Source organism: Lysinibacillus sp. NPDC097868, assembly GCF_044761135.1.
Taxonomy (GTDB): Bacteria; Bacillota; Bacilli; order Bacillales_A; family Planococcaceae; genus Lysinibacillus.
In genome coordinates, this window is the sequence record NZ_JBIWBS010000001.1 from 417,114 (window position 1) to 442,280 (window position 25,167).

General features: G+C 38.2%; 25 protein-coding genes. All 25 read left to right on the forward strand.

The features are described from left to right. The 25 genes from ACIQXJ_RS01935 (at position 1) to truB (ending at position 25,161) form a co-directional block, all read left to right on the forward strand. Positions 1–447 (forward strand): chemotaxis protein CheW, encoded by a 447-nt coding sequence (locus ACIQXJ_RS01935; protein ID WP_340825828.1) that lies wholly within the window; start codon positions 1–3, stop codon positions 445–447. Positions 448–457: 10 nt separating this feature from the next. Then, the gene (locus ACIQXJ_RS01940) at positions 458–1,090 is read left to right on the forward strand and encodes a chemotaxis protein CheC (RefSeq protein WP_403049005.1); all 633 of its coding nucleotides are present in this window, start codon (positions 458–460) and stop codon (positions 1,088–1,090) included. 3 nt (positions 1,091–1,093) lie between these two features. Further along, positions 1,094–1,600 (forward strand): chemotaxis protein CheD, encoded by a 507-nt coding sequence (locus ACIQXJ_RS01945; RefSeq protein ID WP_340825826.1) that lies wholly within the window; start codon positions 1,094–1,096, stop codon positions 1,598–1,600. Continuing rightward, positions 1,600–1,971, forward strand: coding sequence for a hypothetical protein (locus ACIQXJ_RS01950; RefSeq protein WP_403049008.1), 372 nt, complete (start codon positions 1,600–1,602; stop codon positions 1,969–1,971). The genes ACIQXJ_RS01945 and ACIQXJ_RS01950 overlap by 1 nt, the downstream gene beginning before the upstream one ends. A gap of 358 nt (positions 1,972–2,329) precedes the next feature. Then, entirely contained in the window at positions 2,330–3,100 is a 771-nt protein-coding gene (locus ACIQXJ_RS01955; RefSeq protein WP_401009458.1) for a FliA/WhiG family RNA polymerase sigma factor, read from the forward strand. Positions 3,101–3,135: 35 nt separating this feature from the next. Further along, positions 3,136–3,444, forward strand: coding sequence for an RNA polymerase subunit sigma (locus ACIQXJ_RS01960; RefSeq protein ID WP_401009457.1), 309 nt, complete (start codon positions 3,136–3,138; stop codon positions 3,442–3,444). A gap of 9 nt (positions 3,445–3,453) precedes the next feature. Further along, positions 3,454–4,029 carry a hypothetical protein gene (locus ACIQXJ_RS01965; RefSeq protein WP_403049012.1) on the forward strand — a complete coding sequence of 192 codons (576 nt, stop codon included), beginning with the start codon at positions 3,454–3,456 and terminating at the stop codon, positions 4,027–4,029. 157 nt (positions 4,030–4,186) lie between these two features. Continuing rightward, positions 4,187–4,906 carry a 30S ribosomal protein S2 gene (gene rpsB / locus ACIQXJ_RS01970; protein ID WP_024362006.1) on the forward strand — a complete coding sequence of 240 codons (720 nt, stop codon included), beginning with the start codon at positions 4,187–4,189 and terminating at the stop codon, positions 4,904–4,906. A 100-nt stretch (positions 4,907–5,006) separates the two neighbouring features. Next, complete coding sequence (gene tsf, locus ACIQXJ_RS01975) at positions 5,007–5,894, forward strand: translation elongation factor Ts (RefSeq protein WP_401009455.1); 888 nt, start codon at positions 5,007–5,009, stop codon at positions 5,892–5,894. Between the two features lie 237 nt (positions 5,895–6,131). Next, complete coding sequence (gene pyrH, locus ACIQXJ_RS01980) at positions 6,132–6,857, forward strand: UMP kinase (RefSeq protein ID WP_340825818.1); 726 nt, start codon at positions 6,132–6,134, stop codon at positions 6,855–6,857. Then, the gene (gene frr, locus ACIQXJ_RS01985) at positions 6,857–7,414 is read left to right on the forward strand and encodes a ribosome recycling factor (RefSeq protein WP_403049015.1); all 558 of its coding nucleotides are present in this window, start codon (positions 6,857–6,859) and stop codon (positions 7,412–7,414) included. The genes pyrH and frr overlap by 1 nt, the downstream gene beginning before the upstream one ends. A gap of 358 nt (positions 7,415–7,772) precedes the next feature. Continuing rightward, complete coding sequence (locus tag ACIQXJ_RS01990) at positions 7,773–8,567, forward strand: undecaprenyl pyrophosphate synthase (RefSeq protein WP_403049018.1); 795 nt, start codon at positions 7,773–7,775, stop codon at positions 8,565–8,567. Then, positions 8,564–9,364: a phosphatidate cytidylyltransferase gene (locus tag ACIQXJ_RS01995; protein ID WP_401020357.1), complete on the forward strand. Its 801-nt coding sequence runs from the start codon at positions 8,564–8,566 to the stop codon at positions 9,362–9,364. Before ACIQXJ_RS01990 ends, ACIQXJ_RS01995 begins: the two co-directional genes overlap by 4 nt. 143 nt (positions 9,365–9,507) lie before the next feature. Further along, positions 9,508–10,653, forward strand: coding sequence for a 1-deoxy-D-xylulose-5-phosphate reductoisomerase (dxr, locus tag ACIQXJ_RS02000; RefSeq protein ID WP_403054801.1), 1,146 nt, complete (start codon positions 9,508–9,510; stop codon positions 10,651–10,653). Positions 10,654–10,701: 48 nt separating this feature from the next. Beyond that, on the forward strand, positions 10,702–11,964 hold the full coding sequence (gene rseP, locus ACIQXJ_RS02005; RefSeq protein ID WP_403049020.1) for an RIP metalloprotease RseP: 1,263 nt from the start codon (positions 10,702–10,704) through the stop codon (positions 11,962–11,964). Positions 11,965–12,162: 198 nt separating this feature from the next. Further along, a complete protein-coding gene (locus tag ACIQXJ_RS02010; protein ID WP_403049022.1) occupies positions 12,163–13,869 on the forward strand; it encodes a proline--tRNA ligase in 1,707 nt (568 codons plus the stop codon). Between the two features lie 274 nt (positions 13,870–14,143). Continuing rightward, on the forward strand, positions 14,144–18,475 hold the full coding sequence (locus ACIQXJ_RS02015; protein ID WP_403049025.1) for a PolC-type DNA polymerase III: 4,332 nt from the start codon (positions 14,144–14,146) through the stop codon (positions 18,473–18,475). Positions 18,476–18,705: 230 nt separating this feature from the next. After that, positions 18,706–19,182, forward strand: coding sequence for a ribosome maturation factor RimP (gene rimP / locus ACIQXJ_RS02020; protein WP_403049028.1), 477 nt, complete (start codon positions 18,706–18,708; stop codon positions 19,180–19,182). A 24-nt stretch (positions 19,183–19,206) separates the two neighbouring features. Further along, a complete protein-coding gene (gene nusA, locus ACIQXJ_RS02025) occupies positions 19,207–20,340 on the forward strand; it encodes a transcription termination factor NusA (RefSeq protein ID WP_340825803.1) in 1,134 nt (377 codons plus the stop codon). A 207-nt stretch (positions 20,341–20,547) separates the two neighbouring features. Further along, on the forward strand, positions 20,548–20,826 hold the full coding sequence (gene rnpM, locus ACIQXJ_RS02030; protein ID WP_403049031.1) for an RNase P modulator RnpM: 279 nt from the start codon (positions 20,548–20,550) through the stop codon (positions 20,824–20,826). Continuing rightward, the gene (locus tag ACIQXJ_RS02035) at positions 20,823–21,131 is read left to right on the forward strand and encodes a YlxQ family RNA-binding protein (RefSeq protein WP_173477724.1); all 309 of its coding nucleotides are present in this window, start codon (positions 20,823–20,825) and stop codon (positions 21,129–21,131) included. Before rnpM ends, ACIQXJ_RS02035 begins: the two co-directional genes overlap by 4 nt. Before the next feature lie 14 nt (positions 21,132–21,145). Beyond that, positions 21,146–23,437, forward strand: coding sequence for a translation initiation factor IF-2 (infB, locus tag ACIQXJ_RS02040; protein ID WP_401009447.1), 2,292 nt, complete (start codon positions 21,146–21,148; stop codon positions 23,435–23,437). Continuing rightward, a complete protein-coding gene (locus ACIQXJ_RS02045; RefSeq protein WP_401009446.1) occupies positions 23,437–23,715 on the forward strand; it encodes a DUF503 domain-containing protein in 279 nt (92 codons plus the stop codon). Before infB ends, ACIQXJ_RS02045 begins: the two co-directional genes overlap by 1 nt. Positions 23,716–23,828: 113 nt before the next feature. Further along, a complete protein-coding gene (rbfA, locus tag ACIQXJ_RS02050) occupies positions 23,829–24,170 on the forward strand; it encodes a 30S ribosome-binding factor RbfA (protein ID WP_024361990.1) in 342 nt (113 codons plus the stop codon). A gap of 79 nt (positions 24,171–24,249) precedes the next feature. Continuing rightward, positions 24,250–25,161 carry a tRNA pseudouridine(55) synthase TruB gene (gene truB / locus ACIQXJ_RS02055; protein ID WP_403049035.1) on the forward strand — a complete coding sequence of 304 codons (912 nt, stop codon included), beginning with the start codon at positions 24,250–24,252 and terminating at the stop codon, positions 25,159–25,161. Positions 25,162–25,167: the final 6 nt, after the last annotated feature.

The following is a 25,167-nucleotide window of genomic DNA, read 5'->3' on the forward strand; positions in this document are numbered from 1 at the left end:
ATGACAAATGCAGTTGAACAAGAAAATATAAAAGTGATTGTTTTCCAATTAGCAGATAAGGAATATGCCATTCCAGTATCACATGTTCAAGGTATCGAGAAACTCATGCATATTACACGGGTACCTAAAACAGAGAAATATGTAAAAGGCGTTATTAATTTACGAGGAGTCGTAACACCGATTATTGATTTACGGGAGCGTTTTGAGTTACCAATTTCTGAACATGAAGAAACTACTCGTATTATTATTATTTCATTAGAAGACATGGAAGTAGGCTTTGTTGTAGATTCAGCTAATGATGTGTTGGATATTCCAGCGAGCTCAATCGAACCACAACCAGAAGTAGTAGGTTCTCTTGAAGAAGAGTTTATTTCTGGCGTAGCGAAAATCGATAAACGATTATTAATTTTATTGCATTTAGAGAAAGTATTAAATCCACTAAAGTAGGGATACGATTATGACATTTAATCAAAAGATTACATCACTACATTTAGACGTATTAAAGGAAATTGGAAATATTGGTGCCGCACATGCTGCGACGGCACTTTCCAATTTGCTTGGTAAAAAAATCGATATGCGTGTACCGAAAGTTGAAATGGTGTCATTTAATGACATGATGGAACTGGCTGGTGGCTCTGAAAACGTCGTTGTTGGGATTTTTTTACGCATCGAAGGTGATGCTGAAGGGAGCATGTTCTTCATTCTTCCTATCGAACAAGCTAATCGCTTTATCCGTCGTCTAATACAGGATGAATCATTCGACTTTAAGAAACCACCTGTTTCTGAATTAGGTTTATCTGCTATGCAGGAAATGGGGAATATTTTATCTGGTTCTTATTTATCAGCGTTATCAGACTTTACAAATTTAAAAATTTATCCCACTGTGCCAGGTCTAAGTGTAGATATGTTTGGGGCTATTATCAGTATTGGCTTAATTGAATTATCACATATCAGTGATAATGTTATCGTAATAAATACATCCATTTTTGAAGACGGTGTGGAGGATCATGAAACAGTAAGGGGACATTTCTTCTTACTACCTGATCCTGATTCTTTTGATGCTATTTTTAAAGCATTAGGAGTTTCATAGCCTATGCTAAACACGAACACGAATGGTCAAGTTATAAAAGTTGGAATTGCTCAAATGGATGTAGCGAAATTGCCAAACACGATTAGAACCTCAGGGCTTGGTTCTTGTGTAGGCGTTATTTTATACGATGAGTCAAAGAAAATAGCTGGTTTAATTCATGTGATGCTACCTGACTCTAGTCTTGGTAGATCAGAGTCAATAAATGTAGCGAAATTTGCGGATACAGGCATTTCAGCTATGATAGATTTATTAAAACTAGAGGGTGTTCAAAAATTTAAACTTAAGGCTAAAATTGCTGGGGGTGCGCAGATGTTTCAATTTACATCAGACAAAGATTCAATGCGCATCGGCCCTCGAAATGTAGAGGCTGTAAAGTTTGAATTAAAGCGTCATGGAATTCCTTTAATTGCCGAAAATACAGGCGGTAATAGCGGTCGAACTATTGAATTTAATCCTGCTACGTCGATATTACATATTCGAACGGTAAACCAAGGAGTGAGTGAAATATAATGTTTGGTTCTATTTTTTATAACCTGTGGGGGGCGTTAATTGCCTTTTCTATTTATTTCTTTATGACGCTGCAACAGCCATTAACGCCATTACGTATCATCATAGGTTCATTTGTAGTAGCAATTATCGTATTTTTTGTTATGTACATTGTTAGGTTTATAATTGCGTATGTGCTATTTACGCCAAATGCTGATCAATCACTAGCTGATAGCGGTTTTGAAGAAAACAGTTCTACTCACATTGACGAGGAAAGTGAAGAAACGTCTTCTACAAGCTCGACGGTTGAGTTTCAAGATGAAAGCACGGAAGATATTGCACAAGTTGTCCGAACGATGATGAATCGTGAAGATGAACAACAAGTAAATGCATAAAGCCACAACACTTTGAACTGCCTCTAATGTTAGCTATCGTCTAATGATTAGGAGGCAGTTTTCTTATGCCCAAAATGTAAAAGCTGTTAGTAATAGAATAGTGTTAGAGAATCATATGAAATTATAGTCGAATCTTGTTATAATAAAAGGAAAGAATGGTATAGGTTTGTATCTAAGTTTGTCAGTCATTGGAATCAGGATACTCAAAATGTGATAAGTATGATTCTTTTATATACATTCAGTTTTTTTAAAAAAAGTTAACTACAGCGACTGCTACAAATAAGCCTTGGAGTAATCAAGAGGCAACAATAGTCCAGGCTAACAGGTGCAAAGAGCTTTTAAAAGAGAGGTGGATTTTATGACACAACCAATTCTAAACGATGAACAAAAGCTGTGGAATCGATGGATTAATGAACGTGATCCAGATGCGGGTGATTTACTAATAAAAAAATATACATCTCTTGTGACTTACCATGTACAGCGAATCGGTGCAGGTGTACCTAAGAGTGTATCTCGGGACGATTTAACAAGCTTAGGCATGTTAGGTCTATTTGATGCATTAAATAAATTTGATATAAATCGAGACTTAAAATTTGATACATATGCTTCTTTTAGAGTGAGGGGCGCAATAATTGATGGTTTGCGTAAAGAAGATTGGTTACCACGCTCTGCGCGAGAAAAGGCGAAAAAGTTGGATGCCAAAATTGAACAATTAGAACAACAGTTTATGCGTCATGTGACACCTGAGGAGCTTGCAGAACAGATGGAGTTACCTGTAGAGGATATTTACCAAACTGTACAGGAGCACTTCTTCTCTAATGTACTATCTATTAATGAGCAACAAGATCAGGAGGAGGCTGAGGGAAAGTCGTTTGTAATCCGTGACGATACGACAAAGACCCCTGAGCAGGTCGTAATAAAATCAGAATTACTTGATGATTTAGCAGTAAATATACAAAAGCTAAACGATAAAGAACAGCTCGTGCTGAGTTTATTTTATACAGAGGAATTGACCTTAACTGAAATTGGAGAAATGCTCGAATTATCAACATCGCGAATTTCACAAATTCACTCAAAGGCATTATTTAAGTTACGTAAGCTATTATCTAGTGAAATTATTAATGCGTAAGTATTCTAGAAAGTATTGTTGAGGGAGGAAATATTATGAGTTTAAAAGGTGTCGAATTACAAATAGCTCTTCCAAAAACGTTTGAAGCAGGTAAAATGGCAGATCAGGCACAACAACAAACTTTAGCTCAACAAGCACACGCAAATGAAGCGCTAAAAAAGGAAATAGAGCGCAAGCAAAAAGCTGTGAATACTTCAGAAGGTATGGCTGAGATTAGTGAAGAGGAAGAAGCGGGTGGCGAATATATAAAAGGCACGCTTAAAAAGAAAAAACAGCATAACGAAAAACCAGAAAAACAGGCTCAGCATCCTTTCAAAGGTAATTTCGTAGACTTTAGTGGATAGGAGTTTACTATGACAACCATACTAATAGCCGTTCTCTTTGTATTACAGCTACTTTCATTTTATTTCATTATTATATTAAATACGAAATTAGCGAAATTCAAAGATTTAGAAAAAAAGCAGGAACGTTTAATGCGGGAAATGGATGACTCCATCAGTCTGTATTTAGCTGAAATGAAGGATGAAAATAATCGTCTTATTCAGGCGTTACAAGTCGTACCAAAGCCTGAAAAGACAACTGGCACAGGACAACATCCAAAGCCGATTAATGTGCAAAAAGATCAGGGACAGCCTTTGTCACAGGCTGAAAGTGAGCAAAAGGATGTGAGCCGAGATAGCGAGCCACGTATTTTAATGCCGAAAAATATTGTGGCAAACGCTTACTCACGTCAACAACAAGTAGCAGCGTCACCCATGCAAGCTACTGCCTCGAAGCCCGTTGCGGTACAAAAGGAAGAACAAAAACCGTTAACATTGGAACAACAAATTGTTCAAATGGCAAAGCAAGGAAAAACAGCGGAAGAAATTGCGAAACAACTTCAAAAAGGGAAGACAGAAATCGAGCTTTTATTGAAATTTCATAGCTAAAACAGTTGCGAATGCTATGAAGCTGTGATATAGTTGCAAATGGTGTTATTACTACACACGCATTTTGATGCAGTAAGTGGTGCTCTAAGATTAGGGTAGCTTGTTGCAAACGATAAATGCGGAGGAAAAAAACCAAACATTCTAGGAGGAAATTCACATGTCAGTAATTTCTATGAAACAATTACTTGAAGCTGGTGTACATTTCGGTCACCAAACTCGTCGTTGGAACCCAAAAATGAAGAAATTTATCTTCGTTGAACGTAACGGGATCTACATCATCGACTTACAAAAAACTGTTAAAAAATTAGAGGAAGCTTATGACTTCATGCGTCAAGTTGGTCAAGACGGTGGTAAAGTTCTTTTCGTTGGTACGAAAAAACAAGCACAAGAAGCGATCAAAGACGAAGCTGAACGTTCAGGCAACTACTACATCAACCAACGTTGGTTAGGTGGTACTCTTACTAACTTCGGTACAATCCAAAAACGTGTTGCACGTATGAAAGCTATCGAAAAAATGGAAGAAGAAGGAACTTTCGAAGTTCTTCCTAAAAAAGAAGTAATCCAACTTAAAAAAGAACACGAACGTCTAGTTAAATTCTTAGGCGGTATCCGTGATATGCACGATCTTCCAGACGTTATGTTCGTGGTTGACCCACGTAAAGAACGTATCGCTGTTGCAGAAGCTCGTAAATTAAACATCCCTCTAGTAGGTATTGTTGATACTAACTGTGATCCAGATGAAATCGACTATGTTATCCCTGCTAATGACGATGCTATTCGCGCTGTTAAACTTTTAACTGCTAAAATGGCTGACGCTTTAATCGAGTCAAAACAAGGTGAAGAAGAAGCTCCAGCTACAGAAGCTGCTGCTGAGTAATTCACGTTTACAAAAAGGTGATAAGTGGCTCAGAACCCTTATCACCTTTTTTAGAACCTATCACTAAAATAGTTTAACCAATTTGAGGAGGCAACACTAAATGGCAAACATTACTGCACAATTAGTAAAAGAATTACGCGAAAAAACTGGCGCTGGTATGATGGATTGTAAAAAAGCGTTAGTACAAACTGATGGTGACCTAGAAGCTGCAATCGATTTCCTACGTGAAAAGGGTCTTTCTTCAGCTGCTAAAAAAGCTGACCGTATCGCTGCAGAAGGTACTACTTATATTCTAGAAAAAGGTAACGAAGCAATTATCCTTGAAGTAAACGCTGAAACTGACTTCGTTGCGAAAAACGATAAATTCCAAGTGTTAGTTTCTTCTTTAGCTGAGCAATTACTTGCTGCTAAACCAGCATCAGTAGAAGCAGCATTAGAGCTTGAAAATGCAGAAGGTGTAAAAATCTCTGACCAAATTTCAACAGCAGTTGCTACTATCGGTGAAAAAATTACTCTTCGTCGTTTCGAAGTGAAAACTAAAACTGATGCAGATTCATTTGGTTCTTACCTACACATGGGTGGACGTATTGGTGTATTAGTATCTTTAGAAGGTTCTACAGATGCTTCAGCTGCAAAAGATATTGCTATGCATATCGCAGCTATTAACCCAACTTACGTTTCTCGTGAAGAAGTTTCTGCAGAAGAAGTTGACCGCGAACGTAAAGTGTTAACTGAACAAGCACTTAACGAAGGTAAACCAGAAAACATCGTTGCAAAAATGGTTGAAGGTCGTCTTGGTAAATACTTCGAAGACGTTTGCTTACTTGACCAATCATTCGTTAAAAACTCAGACCAAAAAGTTCGTGACTTCGTTGCTACAACTGGTGGTACTGTAACTGGCTTCGTACGTTATGCTGTTGGTGAAGGTATCGAAAAACGTGAAGATAACTTCGCAGAAGAAGTAATGAACCAAGTTAAAGGTAACTAATTCGTAGACTAGTTCACTTGATGGATTGGCTTACATTTGATCCTAATCAAATAATAACTAGATTTTCTAGACAAAAATGGGGAACACAACATAACGTGTTCCCTATTTTTCCGAAAAGAGCGAAAAAAACGATAGAATTTTCTATTACCATTTTTCACAACTAGCAATTATTGTTAGATATACTATAATGGAAAAGGAATAGAAATGTTTTAAATAAATGTCTGACGGAGGTTTACAATGAGTGTGCCACAATATAAACGAGTAGTTATTAAACTAAGTGGTGAAGCGTTAGCAGGAGAGGCTGGCTTCGGATTATCACCAAAAATTATCAAGTCTGTTGCAGAAGAAGTAAAAGAAGTAGTAGATCTTGATGTAGAAGTTGCTGTTGTTGTAGGTGGCGGTAATATATGGCGTGGGAAAATTGGTAGTGAAATGGGAATGGATCGTGCGGCAGCTGACTATATGGGGATGCTAGCAACGGTTATGAACTCATTAGCATTACAAGATGCTCTTGAAAAATTAGGTATCGAAACACGCGTGCAATCTTCTATTGTGATGACACAAGTAGCAGAGCCATATATTCGTCGTAAAGCAGTTCGTCATTTAGAGAAAAAACGTGTAGTTATTTTTGCTGCAGGTACAGGTAACCCGTTCTTCTCTACAGATACAACAGCTGCATTAAGAGCAGCTGAAATTGACGCAGATGCTATTTTAATGGCGAAAAATAATGTAGATGGTGTCTATTCTGCAGATCCTAAAGTCGATACTACTGCCATCAAATATGATACACTCACATACTTAGACGTTATTCAGCAAGGGTTACAAGTAATGGATTCAACAGCTTCGACACTATGTATGGATAACGATATTCCGTTAATTGTCTTCTCAATTACGGAGCAGGGTAATATTAAACGTGCCGTACTGGGCGAGAAAATTGGAACAGTTGTTAGGAGGAATGCATAATGACTAAACAAGTCTTAGAACAAGCTAAAGAAAAAATGAATAAAACAATTGCTGCTTTTTCACGTGAATTAGCATCAATCCGAGCAGGTCGTGCAAACGCATCTCTACTAGATCGTATTTCTGTAGAGTATTATGGAGCACCAACACCGATTAATCAACTTGCGGGTGTTGCTGTACCTGAAGCTCGTTTACTAGTTATTACACCTTACGATAAAACAATTTTAGGTGAAATCGAAAAAGCAATTATGAAATCAGATATTGGTATTACACCGACTAATGATGGTTCTGTTATTCGTTTAATGATTCCTGCATTAACTGAAGAACGTCGTAAAGATCTTGTAAAACAAGTGAAAAAAGAAGCTGAAGATGCAAAAATCGCCGTACGTAACGTTCGTCGCGATGCTAATGATGATCTTAAAAAACTTGAAAAAGCTGGCGAAATCACAGAAGACGATTTACGTGGATATGGTGATGATATCCAAAAATTAACAGATGAGTTCATCGTGAAAGTAGATCAAGTAGCGAAAGACAAAGAAAAAGAAATTCTAGAAGTATAAGCAGGCGCTTTATATTTCTAAGATGGAACTTTTTGATGAGATGAAGGCGTCCTATATATAACAGGACGTCTTTTCTCTTTTATTGAAAAGTATTCATTCTTATCGATGCTATAATTCTCACATGTAATGTATGAGCTGTAAGGTTTACTGAAGTAAAACTAGTAAACTAGTTACGGTTTTGTTCAGACTTACTAGTAGCTGCTGAATGTAGAAAGACAAGATTTTCTTTGAGATATATGTTGTTCTAAAATAAGGTAGTTCATACATAGTCAATTAGAGGGAAAAAAAAGACAAAAGGCACTTTTGTTTGTTATGATAGGTTAGTATACGTCCGATTAGTTGTAGTGGGGGAGTTAGCATGTTTAAGAAGCTATTAGGTAAACAAGTAAATATGGATATACTATCATTGGAGGAACGTGTTGCCCTTTCGAAAAGCGAGCCGATTCCTGCCCATGTAGCGATTATTATGGACGGAAATGGACGTTGGGCTAAAAAACGTGCCATGCCACGTGTTGCTGGGCACCATGAAGGTATGAAGACGGTACGGAAGGTAACTAGATTTGCATCTGATCTTGGAATAAAAGTATTAACAGTGTATGCGTTCTCTACCGAAAATTGGAAACGACCAAAACCAGAAGTCGATTTTCTTATGCGTTTACCTGTTGAATTTTTGGGTTCTTTTTTACCGGAAATGATGGAGCGCAATGTGCGTGTTGAAATGATTGGTGATCCGACGCTCTTGCCAGCACATACACAAAAAGCATTGTATGATGCAATGGAGGAGACGAAGCATAATACAGGGTTAATTTTAAATTTTGCTTTGAATTATGGCAGTCGTTCAGAAATGGTTAGCGCCATGAAAGCGATGCTTCAAAAAGTTCAGGACGGTCAATTAACAATACAAGACTTAAATGAGGAATGTATGACATCTCATTTAATGACAGCTCATCTACCAGAGCCTGACTTACTCATTCGTACAAGTGGTGAAGTACGATTAAGTAACTTTATGTTATGGCAACTCGCCTATACGGAATTTTGGTTTACAGATACATTATGGCCAGATTTTAGCGAGGAAAACTTTCTGGAAGCGGTGGAAAACTATCAAAAACGTAATCGCCGTTACGGTGGGTTGAAGGGAGAAGAAACATCTTGAAACAGCGAATTATTACAGCAATCATTGCAGCGGCACTGTTTATTCCGTTTGTTATTTACGGAAAAGTGCCATTTACACTACTTGTGCTTGCAATGGCTGTTGTAGGCTTTTATGAAATACTAAAGATGAAAAGTATTTCGATTTTTTCAGTACCAGGGTTGGTTGGCTTACTAACCCTTATTATGCTCGTAATACCAAAAAATTGGGCAAATGAGGTAGTACATGCAATTGGCTACTCATCTGTATTAATGGTTATTTATGGACTCGTAATGCTCTTGCTTATATATGTTGTCCTAGTGAAAAATAAAATTACATTTGACGAAATTGGCTTTATTTTGCTTGGTGCGTTTTATGTTGGTTTAGGCTTCCATTATTTAATTGAAACTAGAAGCTACGGTCTTGAGTTTGTTGTATATTGTTTACTTGTTGTGTGGACAACAGATTCCGGCGCATATTTTGTAGGTAGAAAATTAGGTAAAAATAAGCTTTGGCCAGAAATTTCACCGAAGAAAACGATTGAGGGCTTTATTGGTGGGATTGTGATTGCAGTCATTTTTGCTATCGCTATGCAAGCAATTTATCCATTTGCGAATGGTTATGTTTCACTAATATTTATTACGATTTTTGCTTCCATCATTGGACAGATGGGTGATTTAGTGGAGTCAGCGATAAAGCGACATTTTGACGTGAAAGATTCGGGCAATATTTTACCAGGGCATGGCGGGATTTTAGACCGCTTTGATAGTTTATTATTCGTAGTGCCTTTACTCCATTTTTTACATCTCTTCGGTAGCTAAATAAGCAAAAAATTAACTTTAAGTAGTTGAATACGAAATGTTTATTTGGTTGAGTTAATTTCATGCAAATGATTTCAATGCGATTGATGAATATGCGAATGATGACATTGATTCGCTTAGATAGAAAAAGGGGACGTTTTGTCGTGAAAAAAATTAGTTTATTGGGTGCAACTGGTTCTATCGGTTGGCAAACCTATGATATTTTAAAAGAACAACGTGATGCATTTCATCTTGTAGCGTTTTCTTCAGGAAAAAACATAGAGAAAACACGTGAAATGATTGAAACCTTACAGCCTGAACTTGTATCTGTTCAGCTTGAGGAAGATGCACGTATGCTTGCAAAAGACTACCCGCAAGTACACTTTACATTTGGTGCAAAGGGACTTGTAGAGGTTGCTACACATCCTGATTCGACAGTACTTGTAAATGCAGTGCTTGGTAGCGTTGGTCTTGAATCCACACTAGCTGCAATTCGCATGGGCAAAACAATTGCCATTGCCAATAAGGAAACGCTTGTAACAGCTGGGCATTTAGTGATGGCGGAAGCGAAAAAATACAATGCTCCAATATTACCGGTTGATAGTGAGCATTCTGCTATCTTCCAATCAATGAATGGTGAAAATCCTAAAAATATTGAGCGTTTAATTATTACAGCTTCTGGTGGTAGTTTCCGCGACAAAACACGGGAAGAGTTAAAACATGTTACGGTTGCAGATGCACTTAATCATCCAAACTGGTCGATGGGCGCAAAAATTACAATAGATTCCGCTACTATGATGAATAAAGGGCTTGAAGTCATAGAAGCACATGTCTTATTTGATATGCCTTATGATAAAATTGATGTTCTTTTACACAGAGAAAGTATTATTCACTCTCTAGTTGAGTATCATGATACTAGTGTTATTGCTCAGCTTGGTACTCCGGATATGCGTGTCCCTATCCAGTACGCTTTAAGTTATCCAGACCGTATACCGCTTCATAATGGTCAACGACTTAATTTAGCGCAAATTGGTCAACTACATTTTAAAGAGATGGATTTTGAACGCTATCCAGCATTGCGATTAGCATTTGAGGCAGGGCGTACAGGTGGTACAATTTTAACTGCAATGAATGCGGCAAATGAAGCAGCAGTTGCAGCATTTTTACAAGGGAAAATAACTTTCCTTGAAATTGATGAAACAATTGAACGTGTAATGCAGGGACACAATAATATTTTAGTACCAGATTTACAAACAATTTTACATGTGGACAGCGAAACAAGAAAAATAGTGTTAGACATGGTAAAATAACGACAGGAAGCTATCGTTAACTATTCGCTTTTAAAGAGGTGGGGTATTATGCAAACAGCCGTTGCGTTTATTTTAATATTTGGCTTGCTCGTGTTCTTCCATGAACTTGGTCACTTCCTTTTTGCGAAACGTGCAGGAATTATGGTTCGTGAATTCGCAATCGGTATGGGTCCGAAAATCTATGGTAAGATGCATGGTGAAACAATTTATACAGTCCGTTTATTGCCAATCGGTGGATATGTCCGCATGGCAGGGGAGGACATGGATGGTGTTGAATTACAGCCAGGTTACCGTGTAGGGATAATTGTCAATGAAGATAATATCGTAAAAAAAATCATTTTTAATCAAAATAATAAGCAATTACCAGATTTATTATTTTTAGAAGTGGAACGTGCTGACTTAGAACGAGAGTTATTTATTGAAGGCTATGATGACGAAGAAAAATTAGTTCGTTATAGTGTTGCAAGAGATTGTGTTGTTGTAGAAAATGGTAGAGAAACAGTTATTGCACCATATGATCGTCAATTTAACGCAAAAACGGTTGGTCAACGTGCAATGACAATTTTTGCCGGACCATTATTTAACTTTATTTTAGCCTTTTTCATCTATATGTTAATCGGCTTGTTAAATGGTGTACCAACATATGAGCCTATTATTACTGAAGTAGTTGCAAACGATCCAGCAGCTCAGGCAGGTATGCTTGCAGGGGATAAGGTTACATCTATCGATGGACAAGCTGTTGAAAAGTGGCAAGATTTAGCTGCCATTGTACAAAATCGACCTGATCAAAATATTAATGTAACTGTTGAGCGTGGTGGACAAGTAGAAAACCTTAATATGACAGTAAAGGCCGTTGAAAGTAATGGCGAAACCTTAGGTCAAATAGGTGTCAAGTATGAAAGTCCTCGTGTTTTTAATCCTATAAAGGCTGTAGTTTACGGAGCGCAGGAAACATATAATATGACGGTTCGTATCTTTGAATTATTAGGAATGCTTATTACAGGGAAGTTTACAATTGATGCGCTATCAGGACCTGTAGGTATTTATAAAACAACGGAGGAAGTAGCAGCATGGGGAATTTTCGCATTAATGAATTTTGCGGCTATGCTAAGTATCAACCTTGGTATTATGAACCTATTGCCACTTCCAGCGTTAGATGGCGGACGATTACTGTTCTTTGGCTTTGAAGCTGTAAGAGGTAAACCGATTGATCGTCAAAAAGAAGGTATGGTTCACTTCGTAGGTATCGTGTTGCTTATGATATTAATGGTCGTTGTTACTTGGAACGATATACAACGATTCTTCTTCTAGCAAATTAAAAGACAGTATGCTTTCGCGTTTCCAATGTCTGAAGCTTATACAAAGTAAACTTTAGATAAGGTTATGCCAAAGTAAAATTAAATTGTAAAATAGCTTTGAGCGCAATTATTTTGAAACATTGCGTTCAAAGCTAAATTTGTTTATGCTAATTAGAGTATAAATTTATTTATTAAAAAGGTGGAACACTGAATGAAGCAAAGTAAAACATTTATCCCAACGCTACGTGAAGTACCTGCTGATGCAGATGTAAAATCACATAAGCAATTATTACGTGCAGGGTTTATTCGTCAAAATACAAGTGGGGTATATTCGTATTTACCGCTTGCAAAACGTGTGTTAACGAAAATTGAAAATATTATTCGTGAAGAGATGGAAGCTATCAACTCAATCGAATTATTAATGCCTGCATTGCAATCTGCTGAGCTGTGGCAAGAATCAGGCCGTTGGGAAAAATACGGTCCAGAACTTATGCGATTAAAAGATCGTCATAATCGTGACTTTGCCTTAGGACCAACACATGAAGAAGTGATTACTACTTTAGTGCGTGATGAAATTAAATCATATAAAAAATTGCCATTAACACTCTATCAAATTCAAACAAAGTTCCGTGATGAAAAACGTCCTCGTTTCGGCTTATTACGAGGAAGAGAGTTTATTATGAAGGATGCATATTCTTTCCACGCTTCACGTGAAAGCTTAGATGAAACATATGAAGATATGTATCGTGCTTACTCTAATATTTTCTCACGTCTAGGCTTAAACTATCGTGCAGTTATTGCAGATGCGGGCTCAATTGGTGGTAAAGGGACGCATGAATTTATGGTGCTTTCTGAAATTGGGGAAGATACAATTGCATACTCTGATACTTCAGACTATGCAGCAAATATCGAGATGGCAGAAGTGACTGTAGAGTATCAACCAGCCAAAGACGAATTAAAGGATTTTGAAAAAGTAGCAACGCCAGATCAAAAAACAATTGAAGAAGTATCTGCATTTTTACAAGTAGCACCGTCTAATGTCATCAAGTCATTAGTATTTAATATAGATGATGAGTTAGTTGTTGTTCTTGCTCGTGGAGATCACGATATAAATGATATTAAATTAAAAAATGCGCTAAATGCGGGTTCTGTAGAACTTGCAGATGAAGCGGCGATTCGTCAGTTATTAGGCTGTGGAGTTGGTTCAATCGGACCTGTAAAATTACCAGTAGACGTAAAAGTTGTTGCTGATCATGCCATTAAATCAATTCGTAACGGTGTAGCTGGTGCAAATGAGGACGGCTTCCACCTTGTTAATGTCAACCCTGAGCGAGATTTCGCAATCAATGAATACTTAGATATCCGCTTCATCCAAGAAGGAGACCCATCGCCTGATGGACAAGGTATCATTAAATTTGCAGAAGGTATTGAGGTTGGCCATATTTTCAAATTAGGTACAACGTATTCTGAAAAAATGAATGGTACATTTTTAGATGAGCAAGGAAAGGCACAGCCATTTATTATGGGGTGCTATGGTATTGGCGTATCACGTATTTTAGCTGCTGTAGCTGAACATTTCCAAGATGAAAATGGTTTCACTTGGCCTACACAGTTAGCTCCATATGATATTCATGTAGTGCCTGTTAATACGAAAGATGAAACACAAGTTTCGTTAGCAAATGAGTTATATGGCTTATTAAAATCATATCGCTATGATGTACTTTTAGATGATCGTGCTGAACGTGCAGGCGTGAAGTTTGCAGATGCAGATTTAATAGGCTTACCTGTGCGTGTAACAGTTGGTAAAAAGGCAACTGAAGGTGTTGTCGAAGTGAAATTCCGTCAAACAGGCGAAACTTTTGAATGGAAAAAAGAAGAGGTCATTGATCGCTTAAATGAATTTTTCCGTAAAAATTAATATCCTTTGGGAAGATTAAGCTCAATAGATATAGATGCTCATACGAATAGCATCTTTTAATGAAGAATGAGGATTAAGCAAACGAATTCGCGACACTCCTACGGGAAGCCAAGCAAATCTCACAGTACAAAACAATGTGAGGTTTGCGGATTTGCCCGTGGAAAGGGAGCGAATTTTTTTGCTTCAAATTTGAATAGTATTCGCTAGATAAAAATAGAACAAGAGGCTATAAAGACTGCCTCCTTCTCTTTAAATGAAAGTAGGTGTCGACCGATTGGAACAGCAACAAGAAGCAAGACAGAGATTTCGAATGCTCTTGCAACAACTAGAGTTAACAGATGATGTATACATGTCTTTTTTTGAAGAAGGCGAGTTATCACGTCTAACGGTGCATAAAAAGAATAGACTCTGGCATTTTAATATTAAATTACGTGGCATACTTCCATTTCCGTTATATCAACTATTTCGTACACATCTAGCTGAAAAATTCGCTGCTATTGCGCAAATTGAAACAACCTTTGAAACAGTTGAAAAAGATGTGACGGAAGAACTTATACAAACGTATTGGTTAACAATTATTGAGCAAATCGACGATATGGCGCCACCGTTAAAAAACTGCCTTGTATCGCAAATCCCGATGTGGAATGGGCAAAAAATTACGGTGTCCTGCATGCAGGACATGGAACTAATGATGCTGAAAACAAAATATGCCGAAAAGCTTGCAATGAGTTACAGTCAATTTGGTTTTCCGCACATTGCGTTTGATTTTATGCTCCAAGAGGAAACAGATGAGATGCGTGATGCGCAGCAAGCCTTTATCGAGCAAAAACGATTAGAGGAAGCAGCGATGGCACAGCAAGCGATGCAAGACTTCCAAAAACGTGAGCAGGATAAAAAGGATAATCCAGCATTGGCAGCGCTTGGCGATCGTCCATTCCAGCTTGGCATGCAAATTAAAGACGATGAAATTATGGAAATTAAGCGCATAGTAGAAGAAGAACGACGCGTCATTATTGAAGGCTTTGTTTTTGATACAGAAATCAGAGAGTTAAAGAGTGGACGCTCACTTCTACAAATTAAAATTACCGACTATACAGATTCAATCGTTGTCAAAATGTTCTCCCGTGATAATGATGATGCAGAACTGATGCAACATTTGAAAAAAGGTATGTGGGTAAAAGTACGTGGCTCAGTTCAAACCGATACTTTTATTCGTGATTTAATTGTGATGGCAAATGATATCAATGAAATTAAAAAAGAAACACGTCAGGATAAGGCACCAGAGGGTGAAAAGCGAGTAGAGTTACATTTGCATACACCGATGAGTCAAATGGATGCAGTAACGCCAGTAGATAGATTAGTGGCACAGGCTGCTAAATGGGGCCATCCAGCCATTGCGATAACAGACCATGCTGTTGTGCAATCTTTCCCTGATGCATATGGAGCAGGGAAAAAACATGGCATTAAAGTTATTTACGGTTTGGAAGCAAATTTAGTGGATGACGGTGTACCAATCGCTTATGCTTCTGAGCATCGTGCATTAGACGAAGCAACATATGTTGTCTTTGACGTCGAAACGACAGGTCTTTCTACTGCCTACGATACAATTATTGAGCTTGCAGCAGTAAAAATTAAAGGTGGACATGTCATTGATAAATACGAAAGTTTTGCGAATCCACATCATGCTCTATCAGCAACGACTATCGAACTGACTGGCATTACTGATGATATGGTACGCAATGCGCCTGAAGTGGAACAAGTTATCCATGAGTTCCATGCCTTTATAGAGGACGCTATCGTAGTGGCACACAATGCATCTTTCGATATGGGCTTCTTATATACTGGCTATAAAAAATACGGACTTGAAGAAACGATTCATCCAGTTATCGATACATTAGAACTTGCGCGTTTGCTCCATCCGACAATGAAAAATCATCGTTTAAATACACTTTGTAAAAAATTCGGTATTGAATTAACGCAGCATCACCGTGCGATTTATGATACGGAAGCAACAGGCTATTTATTGTTGCATCTGTTAAAAGAAGCCGATGAACTTGGCATTAAATATCACGATGATTTCAATAAGCATGTTGGTGGTGGAGATGCATATAAAAAAGCGCGACCAATGCATTGTACGATTTTAGCAGTCAATAATGATGGTTTGAAAAATTTATTTAAAATCGTATCCCATTCTCACACAAAAACGTTCTACCGTGTCCCTCGTGTAACACGCTCTACACTGGAACAGTATAGAGACGGGCTATTAATTGGCTCAGGCTGTAGTAACGGTGAAGTGTTTGAAACAATGATGAATAAATCCCCAGAAGAAGCGGAACAAGTTGCGAGATTTTACGATTATATCGAAGTGCAACCAAAGGCTGTTTATGCACCTTTAATTGAACGTAATGTCGTCCGTGATGAATGGACAATTGAAGATATTATACGCAAGCTTGTAAAGCTCGGGAAAAAGATGAATAAGCCTGTAGTTGCTACTGGGAATGTTCATTATTTAGATCCAAACGATGGAATGTTTAGACAAATATTGATTGGTTCCCAAGGAGGCGCCAATATTTTAAATAAATCCAAGCTTCCAGAAGTACATTTTAGAACAACTGATGAGATGCTTAAGGACTTTGACTTTTTAGGACCTGATCTTGCAAAAGAAATAGTTGTCACAAATACTCAAAAAATCGCTGATATGATTGGCGATGTGAAGCCAATTAAGGACGATTTATATACGCCAAAAATTGAAGGCTCCGATGATGAAGTAACAAATTTAACGTATGAAATGGCACATCGTATATATGGTGAAGAATTACCTGAAATCGTAAAAGCGCGTATTGAAAAAGAATTAAAGTCGATTTTAGGCCATGGATTTGGTGTTATCTACTTAATTTCCGCAAAGCTCGTGAAAAAATCACTTGCTGACGGTTATTTAGTAGGTTCTCGTGGTTCGGTAGGTTCTTCATTAGTTGCAACCTTTATGGAAATTACGGAGGTAAACCCATTACCACCTCATTATATTTGTCCAAATTGTAAGCATTCCGAGTTTTTCAATGACGGTTCGGTTAGCTCAGGCTATGACTTACCAAACAAAGATTGTACTGAGTGTGGCACACCCTATAAAAAAGATGGGCAAGATATTCCGTTTGAAACGTTCCTTGGCTTTAAAGGGGATAAAGTACCTGATATCGATTTGAACTTCTCGGGTGAATATCAACCGCAGGCCCACAACTATACAAAAGTACTGTTTGGTGAAGATTATGTATTCCGAGCTGGAACAATAGGTACTGTTGCGGAAAAAACAGCATATGGCTACGTTAAAGGTTATGCGAGCGACAACAATCTTCATTTCCGCGGCGCTGAAGTAGACCGTTTAGTACAGGGCTGTACAGGCGTTAAACGGACAACAGGTCAACATCCAGGTGGGATTATTGTTGTACCGGATTATATGGATATTTATGATTTCTCACCAGTGCAGTTCCCAGCGGATGCACAGGATTCAGAATGGAAAACAACACACTTTGATTTCCACTCTATTCATGACAATATTTTGAAGCTCGATATTCTTGGGCACGATGATCCGACCGTAATTCGGATGTTACAGGACTTATCTGGAATTGATCCGAAAACAATACCAACAGATGATCCGTTCGTTATGAAAATTTTTAGTTCGCCTGAATCTCTAGGAGTGACAGAGAAGCAAATTGGTTGTAAGACGGGAACATTAGGTATTCCGGAATTTGGTACACGATTTGTCCGTCAAATGCTAGAAGATACAAAACCATCTACATTCTCAGAGCTTGTCCAAATTTCAGGACTTTCACATGGAACGGATGTATGGCTAGGTAATGCGCAGGAACTTATCCAAAATGGTACATGCGTATTAAAAGAAGTAATCGGCTGTCGTGATGACATTATGGTGTATTTAATTTACCAAGGACTTGAACCGTCTTTAGCCTTTAAAATTATGGAGTCTGTTCGTAAAGGGAAAGGTTTATCCGAAGAATTTGAAGCAGAAATGCTAGCAAATAAAGTACCTGGCTGGTATATCGAATCATGTAAAAAGATAAAATATATGTTCCCTAAAGCCCATGCTGCTGCCTACGTTTTAATGGCAGTACGTATCGCTTGGTTTAAAGTGCATTTTCCAATCTTATACTACGCTGCCTACTTCACAGTAAGAGCAGATGATTTTGATTTAATTTCGATGACGCAAGGTTCTCAAATGATTCGTGCAAAAATAGATGAAATCAATATCAAGGGACTAGATGCTTCTACAAAAGAGAAAAACTTACTGACTGTTATGGAACTTGCACTTGAAATGTGTGAGCGTGGTATGAACTTCCAAAAAGTTGATTTATATCGTTCACAAGCTAGCGAGTTCATTATTGATGGTAATTCCTTAATCCCACCTTTTGATGCAATTCCAGGGCTCGGAACGAACGTTGCCAAAACAATCGTAGCTGCACGTGAGAATGGCGAATTTTTATCGAAAGAAGATTTACAGCAACGAGGTCGTGTGTCAAAAACATTAATTGAGTACATGGATCAATTAGGTTGTTTGGAAGGCATGCCTGATGCGAATCAGTTATCGCTTTTCTAGCCTAAAATAAGGTCGTTTGCATTGTAGCGTAAATTGTGCTATTCTTATGGTAATAATTTGTTGATAGTTTTCCAGCAAAAGAGTGGGGCATTCCCGCTCTTTTCTGTTGTTATACCGAAGCAAAGCAAATTTTTTAGACTAACAGCAGGTAAGACCGTCAAATTTCACCAACATCACTGGTGGAATTTCTGTTTTATTACGCCTGAAATTGAAAAATGCAGGAGGAAACAATGAGCAAAGTACCATCTTTAATTGAAGAACTTGCTACACCGATTGTCGAAGAGTTAAATCTTGAGTTGGTGGATGTTGAGTTTGTGAAAGAAGGACGTAACTGGTTTTTACGTGTTTATGTAGATACACCCGAGGGTGGGATTGACATTGGCCAATGTGCTCAAGTTAGTGAACGACTATGTTTACTGTTGGATGAAAAAGATCCTATTACACAAAATTATTATTTAGAGGTATCTTCACCAGGTGCAGAACGTCCATTAAAAAAAGATACTGATTTTAAAAAAGCCGTTGGCAAGTTTATCTATGTGAAGACTTATGAGCCTATTAAGGACTTGAAGGAATTCCAAGGCTACTTAACATCTTATGATGAACATACATTAGTGATGGAAGTATCCGTTAAAACCCGAAAAATTACAGTAACAATTGAACAAGAAAAAATCGCCTTGGCACGTCTTGCCATCGATTTTTCAGCATAATGCATATTTAGGAGTGAAAATAAAATGAGTAGTGATTTGTTAGATGCGCTAACGGCGCTGGAAGAACAAAAAGGAATTTCAAGAGATGTGTTAATCGAAGCGATTGAGGCTGCATTAGTAACAGCTTACAAGCGCAACTTTAACCAAGCTCAGAATGTTCGTGTAGACTTAAATTTAGACAAAGGCTCAATTCGTGTGTTTTCACGTAAAGATGTTGTTGAAGAAGTTGACGATGACCGTTTACAAATTGCAATAGAAGATGCAAAGGCTATCAATCCTGCTTATCAACTAGAAGATATTGTTGAGCAAGAAGTAACACCTCGTAATTTTGGACGTATTGCTGCCCAAACAGCGAAGCAAGTCGTTACACAACGTGTACGTGAAGCAGAACGCGGTTTAATTTATGAGCAATACGTAGATCGAGAAGATGATATTGTAACGGGTGTTGTTGAGCGTTTAGATGCACGTAACATTTACGTAGGTCTTGGGAAAGTAGAAGCTGCATTACCACAAAACGAACAAATCCAAGGCGAAACATACAATCCACATGATCGTATTAAAGTCTATATTACAAAAGTTGAACGTACGACACGTGGTCCACAAGTAATCGTATCACGCACACACCCAGGCTTATTACGTCGTTTGTTTGAAATGGAAGTGCCTGAAATTTATGAGGGCATTGTAGAAATCAAATCAATTGCTCGTGAAGCAGGGGACCGTTCTAAAATTTCTGTCCATGCACATAATGAAGAAGTTGATCCTGTTGGCTCATGTGTAGGTGCAAAAGGTGCTCGTGTACAAACAATTGTTAATGAATTAAACGGTGAGAAAATTGATATCGTTGAATGGTCAGAAGACCCTGTTGTATTCGTAGCAAATGCACTAAGCCCATCAAAAGTATTAGATGTGCAAGTAAATGAAGAAGAAAAATCAACAACTGTTGTAGTTCCAGATTACCAATTATCTTTAGCAATAGGTAAACGTGGTCAAAATGCTCGTTTAGCTGCGAAATTAACTGGCTGGAAAATTGATATTAAAAGTGAAACAGATGCACGTGAGTTAGGTATTTATCCATCTGCAACAAGCACTTTCGTACCTGCTGAAGATAGCGACTTCGAAGCAGCTGCAGTTGACTTATATCAAGACGACGAAGAATAAGTAAGAAAGCCCGTGTGACTGGTCACCTGGCTTTATTCAGTGGGCGTTCCCAGGCCGACTGAATAAAGCCAGAAACTGTGGCAAAGGTCTTGAATTTTGAGAGGTGTGATTGTACTCCACAATGTTCAAATCACAAAATTCCACCTTGCCGTATTGGTTATGGCTAGTCCACCTCTTACGAAGCTTCAGAGAGGAAAGGTGATTCTTATGGTGATTAATAAAAAAGTACCACTTCGAAAATGTGTAGCTACTGGAGAAATGCTACCAAAAAAAGCAATGATTCGTGTTGTTCGCTCAAAAGAGGGCGAGGTAAGCGTTGATGTTTCAGGGAAAAAACCTGGACGTGGCGCCTATGTTTCAAAGTCTGAACAGGCGGTTGACATCGCGCGTAAGAAAAATGTATTAGGGCACCAACTTGAAGCGAAAATTCCTGAAGAGATATATGAAGAGCTACTATTGCTCATTCGTAGGGAGGCTATTTTATGACCAATCAAGCAGTGTTTAATTTGCTTGGTATAGCGGCTAGAGCCCGAAAAGTTATTTCAGGTGAAGAGTTAGTAGTAAAGGAAGTCCGGAATGGTAATGCTAAGCTTGTATTGCTAGCAAACGATGCTTCTAAAAACTCTAATAAAAAAATTCAAGATAAATGCACTTATTACAACGTTGAGTATCATGTAATTGGCGATCGTTATGATCTAGGACATGCTACAGGTAAGGAGGCCCGAGTGGCTTTAGCTATTACCGATAAAGGTTTTGCAAGTAAATTGTCTAGTCTACTCAACGAAAAATAATCGGGGGTGAGCAGATGACCAAAATCAGAGTTCATGAATATGCCAAACAAGTGAATAAATCGAGTAAAGAGGTTATTGAAGCGCTAAGTAAATTAAATGTGAGTGTAACAAACCATATGTCAATGTTGGAGAAAGATACAGTGGTAAAGTTAAACCAATCATTTAAAGCACCAACAGATAAAAGAGACGCAAAACAGCCTACTCAAAATGTAACACAACGATCTCAAGCGAATGGACAACAAAAACCACAGCAATCGGTGAAAAAGCAAGATGGACAAAAGCAGCAGTCTGCTACTTCTAAGCCGAAAGCGAATAATTACAATCAACAAACGCAACAAAACTCAAATTCGTCTAACGAAAAATCTAAGAATACTAAAGGTAATCAAAATCGAAATATGACACAAAATAATAATAATAACAATAATAATAATAATCGTAGAGGCGGCGGTGGATACAACCAACGTCCAAAACCAGGAATTCACGGCGGTAAACGCCGTCATCCAAAAACGCATCAACCATCAATACCAATGAAACAAAAAGAATTACCAGAAAAAATTACATTTGTTGAATCACTTTCTGTAGCTGAATTAGCTAAAAAATTATACCGTGAGCCATCTGAAATCATTAAAAAATTATTTATGCTTGGTGTTATGGCTACAATTAACCAAGAATTAGATAAGGATGCAATCGAGTTAATTTGTGCAGACTACGGTGTAGAAGTTGAAGAAGAAATCCGCGTTGATATTACGGATTTAGAAACGCACTTCGAACAAACAGAGGAAGTTAATGATGCTGAATTATCAGAACGACCTCCTGTAGTAACAATTATGGGTCACGTTGACCATGGTAAAACAACGTTACTAGACTCAATCCGTCATACAAAAGTAACGGCTGGAGAAGCTGGTGGTATTACACAACATATCGGAGCATACCAAGTAACTGAAGGCGACAAAAAGATTACGTTCCTTGATACACCTGGACACGCGGCATTCACAACAATGCGTGCGCGCGGTGCGAAAGTAACAGACTTAACAATTTTAGTAGTAGCGGCAGACGATGGTGTAATGCCTCAAACAGTTGAAGCGATTAACCATGCTAAAGCTGCAGAAGTGCCAATTATTGTTGCTGTCAACAAAATGGATAAACCATCAGCAAACCCTGATCGTGTGATGCAAGAATTAACTGAGCATGGTCTTGTACCTGAAGCTTGGGGTGGCGAAACGATTTTCGTCCCTATTTCAGCATTAAAAGGTGAAGGAATTGACACATTGTTAGAAATGGTCTTACTTGTTGCCGAAGTTGGAGAGTTAAAAGCAAATCCAGATCGTTTAGCACTTGGTACTGTAATTGAAGCACAACTTGATAAAGGTCGTGGTTCTGTTGCAACACTACTAGTACAAGACGGTACATTAAAAGTCGGTGATCCTATCGTAGTTGGTCACGCTTACGGCCGCGTACGTGCTATGGTCAACGATAAAGGTCGTCGAGTGAAAGAAGCTGGCCCATCAACGCCAGTAGAAATAACTGGATTAAACGATGTGCCACAAGCTGGTGACCGCTTCGTTGTATTCGAAGACGAAAAAACAGCTCGTCAAGTTGGGGAAACTCGTGCAATGACAGCTATTCAAGCACAACGTTCTGAAAAACAACGTGTAACGCTTGATAATTTATTCGAACAAATGAGCCAAGGCGAAATGAAAGAGTTAAACTTAATCGTTAAAGCTGACGTTCAAGGTACTGTAGAAGCTATGGCTGCTTCACTAATGAAAATTGATGTCGAAGGCGTAAATGTGAAAATTATCCACACAGGCGCTGGCGCAATTACAGAATCAGATATTTCTCTTGCAGCAGCATCGAATGCAATCGTTATCGGTTTCAACGTACGACCTGATACTAATGCAAAACGTGCAGCGGAAGAAGAAGGCGTAGATATTCGTCTACACCGTGTTATTTATAAAGTAATCGAAGAAATCGAGCAAGCGATGAAAGGTATGCTAGACCCAGAATTTGAAGAAAAAATTATTGGTCAAGCGGAAGTTCGTCAAACAATTAAAGTATCAAAAGTAGGTACAATTGCTGGTTCTTACGTTACAGAAGGTAAAGTAACACGTGACTCAGGCGTACGTGTCATCCGTGACAACGTCGTGATTTTCGAAGGCGAATTAGATACATTAAAACGTTTCAAAGACGAAGTAAAAGAAGTTGCAAGAGGATACGAATGTGGTATAACGATTACAAACTTCAATGACATTAAAGAAGGCGACATCATTGAAGCCTACATTATGGAAGAAATTAAACGTGCATAATGATTGTATACGTTGAGGTAGAATTTATCGTTCAAACTGCCCATTCGTTAAAGGAAAAGCGCGCTGTTTTACAGCGTATGATTACTCGCACAAAACAGAAGTTTAATGTATCCATTGCGGAAATCGACCATCAAAATGTATGGCAACGTACGAAATTAGCGCTTGTTGCTGTTTCTTCCTCGAAAGAAGCAGCGGAGCGTGAAATCAATCATGCTCTTCATTATTTAGAGTCAAATCCGTCATGGGAACAGCTTAATGTGTGGCGAGACTATTTATAAGTAGTAAGGATATTTGCGATAGTTGCAGGAAGCCTGATGAGGCGTATGAACATGCACCGTCATCATTCGCCTGTAGCGCAAATATTTGAACATCGAAATTGAGGTGACTAATTATGTCTCTACGCTCAAACCGTGTTGCTGAGCAAATGAAAAAAGAGCTTGGTGATATTATTGGCCGTAAAATTAAAGATCCGCGTGTTGGCTTCGTAACTGTTACTGGTGTAGATGTAACAGGTGATTTACAACAAGCAACAATTTATATTACATCTTTAGGCAATGAACGTGAACGTGAAGAAACGCTAAAAGCTTTAGTTAAAGCTGCTGGCTTTATCCGTTCAGAAATCGGTTCTCGTATCCGTTTACGTCGAACACCAGAGTTAATCTTTGAATTCGATTCATCGATTGAATATGGGAACCGTATTGATTCATTACTACGTGGTTTACACAAAGAATAAGCACAACAGTAAAAGTCTGCCACATGCATCTTCATGCAGGCAGACTTTTTTTATGCAATTTTGTTAAAGGGGGATTTTTATGAATGGTATTTTACCGCTGTGGAAAGAACGTGGCATGACAAGTCATGATTGCGTCTTTAAATTACGAAAAATATTGCGTACAAAAAAAGTAGGCCATACGGGCACATTAGATCCAGGAGTGGAAGGTGTTCTTCCAATTTGTATCGGACAGGCAACCCGCATTGCAGAATATTTAACAGATGCAGGTAAGACTTATGAGGCAGTGATTTCAATTGGACGCACAACGACAACTGAAGATGCCGAAGGAGAAACAGTTGCAGAAGATAACACAAATAAGACGTTTACACGTGAGGAGCTGCTTGATGTATTAGCTTCCTTAACTGGTATTATAAATCAAACCCCACCGATGTTTTCAGCTGTAAAAGTAAATGGCAAACGTTTATATGAATATGCTCGTAAAGGTGAGACGGTTGAAAGACCAACAAGACAGGTTACAATTTATGCATTAGAGCTACTTGATGAGAAGGAAATATACGAAGGGCATGAAATTACATTCCCTGTAAGGATTTCATGTAGCAAAGGTACGTATATTCGTACACTTGCTGTTCAAATTGGCGAAGCACTTGGATATCCTGCACATATGCATGAGCTTGTGCGAACAGCATCGGGTACATTTACGCAAGACAATTGCTTTACATTGGCACAAGTTGCAGAATTAATGGAAAATGAACAAGTCAATACATGCATACTTCCTGTAGAATACGCACTATCAGACTATCCATATATTGAAATAACTTCCGCTAATGAAAAAGAAATTTTCAATGGACAAGTGCTTCCAGCAGATGCATTATTAAAGGTGCATGATAAAATTGTGTTTGGAATCAAAGGAAAAGCATTTGCGGTTTATCAAGCCCATCCGACTAAGGAAGGTTACATGAAACCACATAAAATGTTTCCGACGATAGAGTAGGAGGAT